The sequence below is a fragment of the Caulobacter sp. RHG1 genome, from assembly GCF_013181195.1.
GTDB lineage: Bacteria > Pseudomonadota > Alphaproteobacteria > Caulobacterales > Caulobacteraceae > Caulobacter.
Map to the genome: position 1 here is coordinate 261,191 of NZ_SMZP01000004.1, position 13,391 is coordinate 274,581.

General features: G+C 67.3%; 11 protein-coding genes. 8 read left to right on the forward strand and 3 right to left on the reverse strand.

From position 1 onward, the window contains the following. Window positions 1-97: 97 nt before the first annotated feature. On the forward strand, window positions 98-1,663 hold the full coding sequence (locus E1H18_RS12355; RefSeq protein ID WP_172268458.1) for a methyl-accepting chemotaxis protein: 1,566 nt from the start codon (window positions 98-100) through the stop codon (window positions 1,661-1,663). A 3-nt stretch (window positions 1,664-1,666) separates the two neighbouring features. On the opposite strand, the gene E1H18_RS12360 is transcribed toward E1H18_RS12355, so the two are convergent. Then, window positions 1,667-2,722: a LacI family DNA-binding transcriptional regulator gene (locus E1H18_RS12360; RefSeq protein WP_172268461.1), complete on the reverse strand. Its 1,056-nt coding sequence runs from the start codon at window positions 2,720-2,722 to the stop codon at window positions 1,667-1,669. A 164-nt stretch (window positions 2,723-2,886) separates the two neighbouring features. Here E1H18_RS12360 and E1H18_RS12365 point away from each other — a divergent pair, with 164 nt between their 5' ends. Genes E1H18_RS12365 through E1H18_RS12375 form a run of 3 tightly spaced genes read left to right on the forward strand, consistent with a single transcriptional unit; the run spans window position 2,887 to window position 6,014 of the window. After that, window positions 2,887-4,143, forward strand: a complete 1,257-nt coding sequence (locus E1H18_RS12365; RefSeq protein WP_172268464.1) for an MFS transporter — start codon at window positions 2,887-2,889, stop codon at window positions 4,141-4,143. A 17-nt stretch (window positions 4,144-4,160) separates the two neighbouring features. Beyond that, window positions 4,161-4,967: an RNA methyltransferase gene (locus E1H18_RS12370; RefSeq protein ID WP_172268466.1), complete on the forward strand. Its 807-nt coding sequence runs from the start codon at window positions 4,161-4,163 to the stop codon at window positions 4,965-4,967. Window positions 4,968-5,027: 60 nt separating this feature from the next. Then, a complete protein-coding gene (locus tag E1H18_RS12375; RefSeq protein ID WP_172268469.1) occupies window positions 5,028-6,014 on the forward strand; it encodes an alpha/beta hydrolase in 987 nt (328 codons plus the stop codon). Window positions 6,015-6,065: 51 nt separating this feature from the next. Here E1H18_RS12375 and E1H18_RS12380 read toward each other — a convergent pair whose 3' ends face one another. Next, window positions 6,066-6,791 carry a YafY family protein gene (locus E1H18_RS12380; RefSeq protein WP_172268472.1) on the reverse strand — a complete coding sequence of 242 codons (726 nt, stop codon included), beginning with the start codon at window positions 6,789-6,791 and terminating at the stop codon, window positions 6,066-6,068. A gap of 94 nt (window positions 6,792-6,885) precedes the next feature. Between E1H18_RS12380 and E1H18_RS12385 the strand changes: the two genes are divergently transcribed. Together E1H18_RS12385 and E1H18_RS12390 are read left to right on the forward strand one after the other, a co-directional pair. Further along, window positions 6,886-7,614, forward strand: coding sequence for a glutathione S-transferase family protein (locus tag E1H18_RS12385; RefSeq protein WP_172268475.1), 729 nt, complete (start codon window positions 6,886-6,888; stop codon window positions 7,612-7,614). 156 nt (window positions 7,615-7,770) lie between these two features. Continuing rightward, window positions 7,771-8,097, forward strand: coding sequence for a hypothetical protein (locus E1H18_RS12390; RefSeq protein ID WP_172268478.1), 327 nt, complete (start codon window positions 7,771-7,773; stop codon window positions 8,095-8,097). Window positions 8,098-8,162: 65 nt separating this feature from the next. Here the strand turns inward: E1H18_RS12390 and E1H18_RS12395 are convergent, their stop codons facing one another. Continuing rightward, complete coding sequence (locus E1H18_RS12395; protein WP_172268480.1) at window positions 8,163-8,780, reverse strand: MSMEG_1061 family FMN-dependent PPOX-type flavoprotein; 618 nt, start codon at window positions 8,778-8,780, stop codon at window positions 8,163-8,165. 423 nt (window positions 8,781-9,203) lie between these two features. On the opposite strand from E1H18_RS12395, the gene E1H18_RS12400 reads away from it, so the two are divergent. Together E1H18_RS12400 and E1H18_RS12405 are read left to right on the forward strand one after the other, a co-directional pair. Next, complete coding sequence (locus E1H18_RS12400) at window positions 9,204-10,622, forward strand: hypothetical protein (protein ID WP_241735995.1); 1,419 nt, start codon at window positions 9,204-9,206, stop codon at window positions 10,620-10,622. 70 nt (window positions 10,623-10,692) lie between these two features. Next, window positions 10,693-13,326, forward strand: coding sequence for a TonB-dependent receptor domain-containing protein (locus E1H18_RS12405; RefSeq protein ID WP_172268486.1), 2,634 nt, complete (start codon window positions 10,693-10,695; stop codon window positions 13,324-13,326). Window positions 13,327-13,391 lie beyond the last annotated feature (65 nt).

The window sequence follows — 13,391 nt, forward strand, 5'->3', positions numbered from 1 at the left end:
TACGGGGCGCATCGCGCTTTGGTTCAATCTTGGTTAACGGATAGCCGTCACGAACATGGTCAACGAAACCTTACCGTCGAGTCGGAGTACCTAGAGCATGAGTGCGGACGCGAAGCTGGACCAACGTATGGCCTTCATGCGCTTCGACGAACGCTCCCGCTCGGCGCTGCGAGCACTGAAGCCGTTGATCGACGCCGAGATCGGACCGGCGCTCGGCAAATTCTATGGCCAGATCCGCAGCTTCCCGGAAACGCGCGGCAAATTCCGCGACGAGACCCAAATGCAGGGCGCCGAGCGGGCCCAGGCCGCGCACTGGCGCCGCATCGCCCAGGCCGACTATGGCGCCAGCTACGTGCAGGACGCCCAGCGGATCGGGCAGGCTCACGTCGACGCCGACATCGAGCCGCGTTGGCATATCGGCGGTTATGCCGTCGTCACCGAGGAACTGATCCGGGCGGTGATCGCCAAGCGCGCCAAGGGTCTGTTCAGCAGCGCCAAGTCCGACGAGGACCTGGCCAACGGCCTGGCGGCCCTGACCAAGGCAGTCTTCCTGGATATCGACCTGGCGATCTCCAGCTACCTCGCCGTGCTGGAAGAGGAGCGGGCCGAGCTGGAAGCCGAACGCCTGGCCGCCGAGCAGCGCCAGACCCAGGCCGTACAGGCCGTCGGCGCGGCCCTGTCGCGTCTGGCCGCCGGCGACCTGACCGCCCGCATCGAAGGCGAGTTGGCGCCCGAATTCCACAGCCTGCGCACCGATTTTGACCACGCTGTCGAGTCCCTGAGCGAGGCCATGCGCGCTGTCGACCACTCGGCCGGCGGCATCCGCTCGGGCGCCGACGAGATCGCCCGCAGCGCCGAGGATCTGTCGCAGCGCACCGAGCAGCAGGCCGCCACTCTGGAGCAGACCGCTGCGGCGGTCGAGGAACTGACCTCCGCCGTCAGCCGCACCGCCAAGGGGGCTCGCGAGGTTTCTTCCCGCGTCGGCGAAGCTTCGGCCGAAGCCGAGCGGTCGGGCGAGGTCGTCACCCGCGCCGCCGAGGCCATGACCAAAATCGAGGCCCAGTCGCAGCAGGTGAACCAGATCCTGGGCGTCATCGACGAGATCGCCTTCCAGACCAACCTGCTGGCCTTGAACGCTGGCGTCGAAGCCGCGCGCGCTGGCGAGGCCGGTCGCGGTTTCGCGGTGGTGGCGCAGGAAGTCCGGGCCCTGGCCCAGCGCTCGGCCGACGCGGCCAAGGAGATCAAGTCGCTGATCACCGAGAGCAGCCGCCAGGTCAGCGAAGGCGTCGATCTGGTCGGTCAGACGGGCCAGGCGCTGCGTGGCATCGTCGACAAGGTCGGCGGCATCGACGCACTGGTGAACGACATCGCCGCCTCGACCGGCGAGCAGGCCACGGCCCTTGGCCAGGTCAATTCGGCCGTGAACCAGCTGGATCAGGTGACCCAGCGCAACGCCGCCATGGTCTCGCAATCGACCGAGGCGACCCATGCGCTGCGCGTCGAGGCCCTGGATCTGTCGAACCGTGTCGGCGCGTTCCGCCTGGGCGGCCGCCCGCAGGTGGTGACCCCCGGCTTCCAGCCGACCTATCGCGAACGTCCGGCCGAGAACCCCGTCCACGCCGCCCGCGCCCGCGTCGCCGCCTTCGCCCGCCCAGGTCGGTAAGGTCTAGCGCGGCGGCGGGGCCGTCGAGGCGCGGTGGATCAAGGTGAAGGGCAGAAGCTCTTCGGCTGGCCATGCGGGCGCCTCGTCGCCGCCCTTGGCCTTGCCGATCAGCAGCCGCGCGGCCAGCGAAGACATCTCCGCCACTGGCTGGCGCACGGTCGTCAGCTGTGGCCGGCTGAAGCGGGCGCTGGAGCTGTCGTCGAAGCCGGCCACCGAGATGTCGCCCGGTGTCATCAATCCCGCCTCGGCGATGGCCGCCATGCAGCCCAGGGCCATGTCGTCGTTGCTGGCGAAGATCGCCGTCGGCCGCTCGGGCATGGCCAGCATGGCCTTGGTCTGCTCGACGCCCGACTGGAAGGTGAAGTCGCCCTGGCGCACCCAGCCGTTGGCCACCGGCAGGCCGCGGTCGCGCATCGCCGCCAGATAGCCCTCGCGCCGCGCCTGGCTGGCGCCATAGCGCGGCTCGCCGACGATGAAGCCGATGCGGCGGTGGCCCAGGCCGATCAGGTGCTGGGTCATGTCGCGAGCGGCGGCAGCGTCGTCCATGTGGACGCGCGGTCCTGGACCGTCGGCGCGCTCCGGGCCGATGCGGACATACGGCGTGCCGGCCTTGTCCAGCATCTCCAGCACCAGCGGGTCGTCGGAGGAGGGCGGGGTCAGGATCACGCCGTCGGGCTTAAGCGCAGCCAGGAAGGCGGCTACGTTCTGGCGCACGCGCGGGCCCTGGTGGTCGATCAGCTCGATCAGCAGGTGGTAGCCGGCCTCGCGGCACTCCAGCGTCGCGCCCAGCTGGATGCGCGATAGGTAGTCGGCGCCGCGCTCGCTCTGCCAGTGGTCGATGGTCAGGGCCGCATCGACGAAGACGGCGATCACGAATGACCGTGAGCCGGCCAGGCTGCGCGCCGACAGGTTGGGGCTGTAGCCGAGATCGCCCGCCGCCAGCAGCACGCGATCGCGCATGGCGGGCCGGACATTCGGCTCCTTGTTCATCACCCGCGAAACGGTCTTGATCGAAACGCCCGCGCGGGCGGCGACGTCGTAGATCGTCACCGAAGCCATCAGTCCGCCCCACGCCCTGCGAGATTCCAACACATGCAGGCAACCTAGAGCTTGATGAAGCCTGTTGGAAACTCCGGATCGCTGAACGCCGCCTCTTGTCTGCAAGACGGCGCGCGGCCACTGTCCCCGGCGACACGGCGAAAGACCGTGGGGGAGAGGTGAAGATGAGGTCCGAGGACGAGGCGCGGCCCAGGGAGCCTGTGCGTGCGAGCTTCGTCGCCGCCTACACCCTCGCGCAGATCGGCGCCTTCGTTTCCTTCCAACCCCTGATCCAGGTCCTGCTGCCGCTGAAGGCCGAGGCCATCGATCCCGTCGGCAAGGCGCTGGTGCTGAGCCAGGTGGCCTTCTTCGGCGCGGTGGTCGCCAGCATCGCCAACCTGCTGGCCGGGGCGATCAGCGACCGCACCACCTCGCGATTCGGTCGCCGCCGGCCCTGGATGGTTGTGGGCGCGCTGGGGGCGGCCCTGGCCTATCTGGCGATCATGCAGGCCAGGACGCCGCTGGCCCTGATCGGCGGGATGATCCTGTTCCAGCTGACCTTCAACCTGTGCTTCTCGGCCCTGGTGGCGGTGATGCCCGACCGGGTGCCCGACACCCAGAAGGGCATGGTCGCGGCGTTCCTCAGCCTGGGCAATCCGATCGGCACGGCCGTCGGTGCGATCATGGTCGGGGGGCTGCTGGTCTCCGAGGGCCATCGCTATGCGGCGATCTCGGTCGCGCTGCTGCTGGGCCTGGCCCCGTTCGTGCTGAGCCTGAAGGACCCGCCCCTGCCCAAGGCCGAGGTTCCGCCGTTCAAGCTGGGTGAGTTCCTGGCCGGCCTGTGGGTCAGCCCGCGCAAGCATCCCGACTTCGCCCTGGCCTGGATGGGACGGTTCCTGGTGCTGATCGCGCTGAGCCTAATCCAGTGCTACATGTTCTACTTCCTCAAGGACGTGATGGACTATGCCAGCCTGTTCCCTGGCCATCGCGCCGAGGAGGGTCTGGCGATCCTGACGGCGGTCTCGACCGTGGCCAGCATTCCCTTCGCCATGCTGGGCGGCCTGCTGTCGGACCGGCTGCGGCGGCGCAAGCTGTTCGCATTGGGCGCGGCCCTGACCCTGGCCATCGCCATGCTGGTCTTTTCGATGTCGCCGACCTGGCCGGTGCTGGTGGCGGCCTATGTCGTGTTCGGCTGCGGCATGGGCTGCTTCTGCGCCGTCGACATGGCGCTGGTCGCCCAGGTGCTGCCGTCGCAGCGCACTGCCGGCAAGGATCTGGGCGTGATCAATCTGGCCAACACCTTGCCGCAAGCCCTGGCCCCGGTGCTGGCGGTGTGGAGCCTGGGGCCGACCCACGAGAACTTCGGCGCCTTTTTCCTGATGGCCGCGGGGCTGGCCCTGACTGGCGGTCTGGTGATCCTGCCGATACGAGGGGTGCGTTAAAGCACTCGAGGCCGCTCTTGCCGCAGTTCCGCGTCGTCTCCGATCCCGACGATCCCGCCGTCGCCCCGTTCCGGGCGATCAAGGAGCGCGACCTTGTGGGCCGCGAGGGCCTGTTTATCGCCGAGGGCGAGACCGTGCTGCGGGCCTTCGTCCGCGATGCGCCGGATCGCGTGGTGTCGCTGCTGATCGATCCCAAGCGCCGGGACAAGCTGGACGACGTCTTCGCGGGTTTGTCGGACGAGACGCCCGTCCATTTCGCCGACCAGGCCGTGCTGGACGCCATCGCCGGCTTCCACCTGCATCGCGGCGTGCTGGCGGTAGGCAAGAAGCCTGAGCCGATCGCAGCGCGCGACCTGCTGGCCGGTCTGCCGGCGCGGGCTGTGGTGCTGGTGCTGTGCGGCATCGCCAACCACGACAACATCGGCGGCATCTATCGCAACGCGGCCGCCTTCGGGGCCGATGCGGTGGTGCTGGACGCCGACTGCTGCGATCCGCTGTACCGCAAGGCCATCCGGGTCTCGGTCGGTGCGGTGCTGTCTGTCCCGACAGCCCAACTGGCGCGGGGCGAGAACATCGCTGACCTCTTGGCGGCGACTGGTTTCGAGGGCCTGGCCCTCAGCCCCTCCGCAGACGAGATCGTGGCCCAGCTGAAGCCGCCGCACCGCACCGCCGTGCTGCTGGGCGCGGAAGGGCCGGGGCTGACGCCGGAGGTGATGGCGCGGGCGCGGACTGTGGGCATCCCGATGGCCAACGGCTTCGACTCGCTAAACGTCGCCACGACCAGCGGGATCGTCCTGCATCACCTGCGCTTCGCTCAAGCTTGACGGAAACCGGTTTCCGCTTAGGGTCCCGGCCAACGAAAACCCGCCAGAAGGCTTGATCCCATGCTGAACCGTCGCGGTGCCCCGACTGCTTTCGTCGCTGGCGTCCTGGGATCGATCGCAGCCCGGCGAGCCGAGGCCGCCCCTGTGGATAACTCTAAGATCACACCCCCCGATCCCACCGAGGTCATCACCCTGTGGCCGAACGGCGCGCCGGGCGGGGAGGGCGTCACGGTGGTCGAAGAGATCATCGAGCGCGGCGACGCCAAGGGCCTGCGCGACCGGGCCATGGCCCACACCCGCAAGCCGATCCTGGTGGTGTTCCGCCCCAAGAAGCCGAACGGCGCGGCGGTGATGCTGATCCCCGGCGGCGGCTATCAGCGCGTGGTGCTGGACAAGGAAGGCTATGAGACCGCCCGCTGGCTCAACGAGCGTGGTTACACCTGCTTCGTGCTGTTCTACCGCATGCCGGCTGACGGCTGGGCGGCGGGCGGCGACGCGCCGCTGCAGGACGCCCAGCGCGGCATCCGGATCGTGCGCTCCAAGGCCAAGGAGATGGGCTTCTCGCCCGACCGGGTGGCGATCATGGGCTTCTCGGCCGGCGGCCACCTGGCGGCCAATCTGACGGTCCGCTACGACGCCCCGACCTATGCGGCCATCGACGCCGCCGACCAAATGCCGACCAAGCCGAACCTGTCGGCCCTGGTCTATCCGGTGATCAGCCTGGACACGGCGATCGCCCACGGCGGCTCGCGCACCAACCTTCTGACCAAGGACGGCTCGGCCGAGCGCATCCTGGCGCTATCGCCCGAAAAGCAGGTGCGCGAGGGCCTGTCGCCCGTGTTCCTGCTGCACGCCGCCGACGACCCCACCGTGCCGGTCGAGAACGCCCTGGTGATGTTCTCGGCGCTGAAGGCTAAGAAGATCCCTACTGAGATGCACGTCTTCGAAGAGGGCGGCCACGGCTTTGGCCTGCGCTTTACGGTCGGCAAGCCCGTCGCGGCCTGGCCCAACCTGTTCGAGACCTTCGCCAAGCGCCACGGGCTTTAAGCTTGGCGCGTGGCGAGCGCCAAAACCGCTCACACTTTTGGCTGCCACGCTTCAGGCGCCGCAACCTTCCTTCTCGCGCAGGTTCCAGGCGGCGATCTCGGCGTCGCGGAACTTGATCCACTCGCCGCGCAGCACCGCGGGCCGCTTGCCGTGGCGCTCTTCCAGGAACTGGGCGCCGACCACGCGGTCGGTGCGGAAGGTGCGGAACGCCTGCCGCAGCTCGCACCAGGCGATGATCATGCGGATGGTCTCGCGATAGCCCACGGTCACCGGCCAGATCACCCGGGCGCTGACCGCCCCGGCTCCGTCGCTGTAGTCCAGGCGGATCTTGCGGCCGGCATGGATCCAGGCGCGGACCTGGGCGACGTCGATGCGGTCGGTCTCCGGCTTCCAGGCGGGGGAGGCGGCGGCGGCCGGCTCCAGCACATAGGGCCGTAGACGATCGGGCACCGCGGCGGCGATCTTGCTGATCAGGTCGTTGGCGGCCTTGGCCAGGACAGGGTCGCCACGGCCGGCCACCCACTGCGCGCCCAGCACCGCCGCCTCGATCTCGTCGGGGGTCAGCATCAGCGGCGGCATGTCGAAGCCGGCCTCCAGCACATAGCCGACGCCGGCCTCGCCGCGGATCGGCGCGCGCTGGCCGACCAGGGCGGCGATGTCGCGATAGACGCTGCGCTTGGAGGTCTCCAGCTCGGCGGCGATGGCGTCGGCCGTCACCGGCGCGCGGCTACGGCGCAGGATCTGGATGATCTGGAAAAGGCGTTCGGCGCGTCTCATGAGTTCGACTATCGGCCAGGGTTGCTGACAGCATGCTGGCAGTAGCCTGGCGGTAGCAAGTCGTCACCACGACATTCGAGATCGGAGAGGGACGATGATCACGCTGTTCGCCGCCGGAGCCGGGTTCGGGCTGCCCGAGATCAGCCCCTATGTGACCAAGACCGAGGTCCAGCTGATGATGGCTGGCCTGACCTACAGGAAGACCAAGGGAAGTCGCGAGACCGCTCCCAAGGGCCAGTTGCCGTGGATCGAGGATTGCGCCCAGGCGGTCGGCGACTCGACCTTCATCCGCGCGCACATCGAGCAGAAGTATGGTGTGGACCTGGATGTGGGCCTGACCGGCAAGGAGCGCGCCCAGGCCTGGGCGATCGAGCGGATGATCGAGAACCAACTGGGCTGGGTGTCGACCTATTTCCGCTTCCTGGAGCCGGCCAATTTCGCCAAGGGACCGGCCCGTTGGTTCGATGCTGCGCCGGAGACGATGCGAGACGACATACGCCGCGGTCTGCTGGAGGCGGTGGCCGGCAATGTCCGCGCCGTCGGCGTGGGCCGGCACCTGCGCGAGGAGGTGGTCTGGCTGGGCAGCCTGTCGCTGCGCTCGCTGGATGAGCTGTTGGAGGACAAGGCTTATCTGATGCGCGACAGTCATCCGGTCGGCGTGGACGCCGCCGCCTTCGCCGTGTTGGCGGGGATTCTGACGCCGTTCTTCGACTCGCCCCTGCGTCGCGAAGCCGAGAGCTATCCGCGTCTGGTCGACTATGCCGGAAGGATGATGGCGCGGTTCTACCCGGCCCATCCGTGGGGGCTGCGTCAGGCGGCTTGACGCGGATCAACTGAAAACCATTGCACTGCGCCGCCATCCGGGGTTGTGATGATCGCCAGATCAACCTTGTGCGCGCCAATTGGTCGCACAATTCAAGGTCTTGCCGCCCCAGCGCGGCGCATGCTCCTTTGCGGCCCTGGGAATCAGGGGAAATTGATGTCGGACAAGTTGCCGCCCGTAAGCGTCGAGACGGTGCTGAAGGCGATCTCCTCGGAGATGTCGATCGCCGCCGTGGCCTGCGGGCATCTGGACGTCGCCCTGGGCAAGATTCTCGAGGTCGTTCCGGCCGAGCATCGGCTGATGGTCATGCACGAGCTGCACACCGTCGACCTGCTGGCCCAGCATGTCACGGCCCTGACCGACTTCACGGGCAACCTGTCGCAGCAGCACGGGCAGGGCGTGCTCGAGGTCAACGACTCGCTGTCGGCGATCACGCTGGGCGACGTCGCCGCCCGCCTGCGCACGGCGATCTCGGCGGAATAGACCGCCTGTGGATTGACGAACGACGCGCCGCCGGTCCCGAGAGGGGCCGGCGGCGTCCGTTTGCGTCAATAGAGGTTGTTCTTGGCGTCCTGCTTCAGGGCGAAGTCGATCACCTGGGCGGGGACCAGCAGCTTGAACTGATCGCGGGCGATCTGACCCAGGGTTGGGAATTCGCCCTTGGCCAGGCGCTTGTCAGGGTTCCACAGGTCCGAGCGCTTCAGGGCCTTGGAGCAATGGAAGTAGACCTCGCGGATTTCGATCAGCACCACGGAGCGTGGGCGTTTGCCCTCGTGGGTGAACCGGACCATCAGGTCCTCGCGCGTGGTCACCCGCGCCAGGCCGTTCAGACGCAGGGTCTCTTCGACGCCGGGAACCAAGAACAGCATCCCCACCGATGGCTCGCGCATGATGTTGGACAGGGTGTCCAGGCGGTTGTTGCCCGGTCGGTCGGCGAAGGCGATCTCGTTATCGCTCAGCGCATGGACGAAGCCGGGCTCTCCGCCGCGCGGACTGACGTCGCCCAGACCGCTGGGCTGGCTGGAGCCGATGCAACAGAAGGGCGACAGCTCCAGGAACCGGCGGCTGTGCTTGTCAAGGGCAGGCAAGGCTTTCTCGGCGATCGCCTTGGCGGGGTGGGCGTAGACCTCGCGCAGGCCGCGCTCGCTGGTGATCTCGCCGTCCATGGTCGCCATCCTTCATTTAATGAGAATGACTCGCAATAACATGCGGCGCAATCGGCGTCGACTTTCCCCGAAATGGGGTGTTGTCGGACGGACACGGCAGCTTCGAAAATATGTGGAGAATGATTGGAATTGAATCGGAAAAAGCGCGTGGAATCCGACCTCAATCGTGAGCTGTCGTTGAGGAATTGTGGAGATTGAGTGGTTCTGACGCGACGGGCGCGCAGAAAAAGTGTCACAAAACTTGCGACTGATTGTCTCGCAAGCCGGTTAGCGCCGATCCCGTGGCGGCGAAGGGCAAGGCTTTTCCATTGGTGGGGACCAGGGGTCTTCGCCGCCGATTTCTTTCTCGGCTGCGCCACTGGAGAACTCCCTATGATCCGCGTTGGACACGTTAGCTTGATCGCGCTCGGCATGAGCGCCTGCTTGGCGCTCGCTGGTTGCGGCGGCGCCGACAGCGTCGCTTCTCCGGGCGAGGGCAGCTTCGCGGGCGGCAACCCGACCAATCCCACGAACCCGACCAACCCGACGAACCCGACCCCGGGCACGCCGGCCACCGACTGCCCGACCGGCTTCACCAACGTCGGCACCGTCGCCAACAACACGCTGCGCAACTGCCAGCTGCCCTCGACCATCACCGGCTCGTTGTCGGTGCCGCTGCGCGCCGGCACCGTCTACTCGGTCAGCGGCCGCGTCGACGTCGGCCAGGACCAGGGCGGCGACGCCAATGCGCCGGTCGCCGGTCGCGCCAAGGGCGTGCTGACCGTCGATCCGGGCGTGAAGATCTTTGGTTCGGCCGGCCTGGACTACATCGTCGTCAACCGCGGTTCGCAGATCTTCGCGCAGGGCACCGCGACCCAGCCGATCATCTTCACGTCGAAGCAGGGCATCGAAGGCCAGACCAACGCCGACTCGATGGGCCAGTGGGGCGGCATCGTCGTCCTGGGCCGCGCGCCGATCAGCAACTGCTCGGGTTCGGGCGCCACGCCGGGCACCGCCGGCTGCGAAGCCCAGGTCGAAGGCACCAACGCGTTCTACGGCGGCAACGCCGCGGCGGATAACAGCGGCGCGATCCGCTACGTCCAGGTCAAGCACTCGGGCTTCGTGATCGTGGCCAACAACGAGCTGCAAGGCATCACCATGGCCGGCGTCGGCACCGGCACGGGCTTCGACCACATCCAGGTCCACAACAGCTCGGACGACGGCATCGAGTTCTTCGGCGGCACCGTGAACGGCAAGTACCTTGTCATGACCGGCAACGACGACGACAGCATCGACACCGACGTGGGCTACAACGGCTCGCTGCAGTTCGGCATCATCGTCCAGCGCGCCAACGGCGGTAACCGCGCCTTCGAAACCAGCAGCGCCGGCACCGCGCCGCGCTCCAACCCCAAGTTCGCCAACTGGACCGTCATCGGCCGCGGCGGCTCGGGCAACGACCTGCTGGTCGGCAACACCTCGACCAACAGCGTGTGGATCAACTCGGTCGTCGTCATGACCGCCGCGACCGCCGGCTGCGTCGACATCGACGACGCGACCACGCAAGCCACCTTCCACTCGGTCGTGCTGGCCTGCGCTACGCCGTTCACCGAAGACACCAACGTGAACGCCGCCGCCAACCAGGCGCTGTTCAACGCCGGCACCAACAACAGCTCGACCTTCACCTCGACGCTGTCGGGCACCTTCATCAACGGCGCCAACGAAAACGCTCGTACGCCCTACGCGAACATCACGAGCCTCAGCAGCTTCCTGACGAACCCGGGCTACATCGGCGCCGTCAAGGACGCCAACGACACCTGGTGGCAGGGCTGGACCTGCGGTCTGGCCGCCGGCTCGACCTGCTGATCCTGAGCGGGGGCGGTCTTAGCGGCCGCCCCCGGCTCTTCCCGACGCCCGCCAATCCAAGGTTCCCGAGATGAACAAGCTGTTCCCGCCTCTGAGCGGCCTTCTGCTCGCGACGTCGGCGCTGGTCGCGCCGCAAGTCGCCCTGGCGCAGGCGTCCGCCTCGCCGTCCACGCCCGCTCCCCAGCAGCTGGCCATAGCCGACACCGATCCGACGGCGGTCGATGAGGTCCTGATCCTGGGGCGCAACATCCCCGAACCGATGCGGACCACGTCGGAAGTCGCCAGCTTCCTGACGCCGGAAGACCTCCAGCGCCAGGGCGACAGCACCGCGGCCGAAGCCCTGACGCGCGTCAGCGGCCTGAGCCTGGTGTCGGGTCGCTTCGTCTATGTCCGGGGCCTGGGCGAACGCTATTCGTCGGCCCTGCTGAACGGCTCGCCGCTGCCCAGCCCCGAGCCGCTGCAGCGCGTCGTGCCGCTGGATCTGTTCCCTTCGGCGATCCTGTCGGGCGCATCGGTCCAGAAGAGCTATTCGCCCAACTATCCGGGCGAGTTCGGCGGCGGCGTCATCGACCTGCAGACCGTGGCCATCCCGGACGAACCCTTCTTCGAGATCGAACTGGGCACCGGCGGCAACACCGAGACCACGTTCGAGAAGGGCCTGACCTATTACGGCTCGGACACCGATTTCCTGGGCTATGACGACGGCACGCGCAAGAAGCCTGCCGAGCTGCGCGAAGCGATCGCCACCGGCAAGCGCATCAACAGCAGCAACTTCACCACCGCCCAGCTGACCCGCATCGGCCAGAGCCTGGTCAATGCGAACCTCAACCTGATCCAGGTGAAGAACAAGATCCCGGCCAACTTCTCGGCCGATCTGAGCGCCGGCCGCTCGTTCGACCTGGGCGACAAGCGCCTGGGCATCGTGGCCATCGGCGGCTTCGAGAACACCTGGCGCTCGCGCGAAGGCATTCAGCAGCAGGGCCTTGAGCAGAACGGCGTCCTGGAGCCGCGCACCAGCTACAATTTCAACAACACCAGCAACTACGTCACGGTGAACGGCCTCGTGGGCGTGGGTCTGGAGTGGGGCGACCACCAGATCAAGTGGACCAACCTCTACGTCCACAACACCACCAAGTCGGCCCGCCAGCGCGCCGGTGAAGACTATGCCGCCGGCCAGAACGTGCTGGACAGCTACACCGAGTATTTCGAGCGGAACCTGTACGACACCCAGCTGTCGGGCAAGCACGAGTTCGGAGCCTGGAACTTCGACTGGCGCGGTTCGTACGCCAAGTCCGAGCGCGATGCGCCGTACGAGAAGTTCATCCGCTATCGCCTGGAGAACGGCGTCTACTACCACAGCGCCTCGCAGGAACAGAACTCGACCAGCTTCTCGACGCTGGACGACACCATGGCCAGCGCCGGCTTCGACGTGCAGTACACCCTGCCGCTCAGCAGCGGCCGCGATGCGGTGTTCAAGGGCGGCTACGCCTATCTGGACAACCAGCGCGACGCCGAACGCCGCGACTTCCGCTTCCAGGGCGGCGCCATCCCGCTGACCGTGCAGCAGGAGCGTGTCGACTTCCTGCTGTCGGACTACAACATCGCCCAGGGCTACCTGACCTTCACCGAGATCACCGGTGGTGACGGCGCGGCGGCTTACGAGGCCGCGCTGAAGGTCCACGCCGGCTACCTGCAGGTCGAGGCCGAGTTCCTGCCGCGCCTGCGCACCTCGTTCGGCGCGCGCGTCGAGCAGGGCAAGCAGACGGTCAGCGTCGTCGACCTGTTCGGCGGCGCCAAGGGCACTCCGACCGCGCTGGACAAGACCTACGTCCTGCCGGCCGCGACCCTGACCTATAACTTCTACGAGAACATGCAGCTGCGTCTGGGCGCGTCCAAGACGATCGCCCGTCCGCAGTTCCGCGAACTGGCTCCGCAGCAGTACTTCGATCCGGACAGCGATCGCCTGTTCATCGGCAACCCGTACCTGAAGGATACGGAGCTGACGAACCTGGACGCCCGCGTCGAGTGGTACTTCGGCGCCAACCAGTACCTGTCGGGCGGCGTGTTCTACAAGGACCTGAAGAAGCCGGTGGAATCGGTGGTCAGCGAGCAGGGCTCGACCATCGTCCAGACCTACGTCAACGCTCCGAAGGCTTCGCTGTTCGGCTTCGAAATCGACGCCAAGAAGACCTTCACCCTGCCGGTCGAAGGCGCTTTCTTCAGCTCGAAGGAATGGCTGATCGGCGCGAACTACACCTACTCGTCGTCGGACGTGAAGGTTGGTTCGGGCGACGTGGTTTACCCGCTGGCCGGTTCGGGCGCGCCGCGTCCGGCCTCGGACTACGTCAAGGACGGCAGCCAGTTGCAGGGCCTGTCCAAGCACCTGGCCAACATCCAGTTCGGCTATGAGGACAAGGAAGCCCGCGCTCAGGCGACCATCCTGGCCACCTATGTCAGCAAGCGGATCTCCGCGCGCGGCCGTCCCGACCAGCCCGACCTGCTGCAGGAGCCGGGCGTGACGGTGGACTTCACCTACCGCAAGGGCTTCGACCTGATGGACCGGGAGCTGGAGTTCACCTTCAAGGCCCGCAACATCCTGGGCGAGAACTTCGAAGAGTATCAGGTGCTGGGCGGCGGTCGCGTCGACGCCAACACCTACGATCTGGGCCAAAGCTTCACCTTCTCGCTGGCTCACCGCTTCTAAGGCCTGGCGGGGCCTGAAACCCGCAAGTTGAGAGCGCTCCCCATTCATCCGTGTGGGGAGCGCTT

Bases quoted from the DNA above. Each gene is read 5' to 3' on its own strand.
- E1H18_RS12355 (WP_172268458.1), top strand. From the start codon at position 98: ATGAGTGCGGACGCGAAGCTGGACCAACGTATGGCCTTCATGCGCTTC.
- E1H18_RS12360 (WP_172268461.1), bottom strand. From the start codon at position 2,722: ATGGCTTCGGTGACGATCTACGACGTCGCCGCCCGCGCGGGCGTTTCG.
- E1H18_RS12365 (WP_172268464.1), top strand. From the start codon at position 2,887: ATGAGGTCCGAGGACGAGGCGCGGCCCAGGGAGCCTGTGCGTGCGAGC.
- E1H18_RS12375 (WP_172268469.1), top strand. From the start codon at position 5,028: ATGCTGAACCGTCGCGGTGCCCCGACTGCTTTCGTCGCTGGCGTCCTG.
- E1H18_RS12380 (WP_172268472.1), bottom strand. From the start codon at position 6,791: ATGAGACGCGCCGAACGCCTTTTCCAGATCATCCAGATCCTGCGCCGT.
- E1H18_RS12385 (WP_172268475.1), top strand. From the start codon at position 6,886: ATGATCACGCTGTTCGCCGCCGGAGCCGGGTTCGGGCTGCCCGAGATC.
- E1H18_RS12390 (WP_172268478.1), top strand. From the start codon at position 7,771: ATGTCGGACAAGTTGCCGCCCGTAAGCGTCGAGACGGTGCTGAAGGCG.
- E1H18_RS12395 (WP_172268480.1), bottom strand. From the start codon at position 8,780: ATGGACGGCGAGATCACCAGCGAGCGCGGCCTGCGCGAGGTCTACGCC.
- E1H18_RS12405 (WP_172268486.1), top strand. From the start codon at position 10,693: ATGAACAAGCTGTTCCCGCCTCTGAGCGGCCTTCTGCTCGCGACGTCG.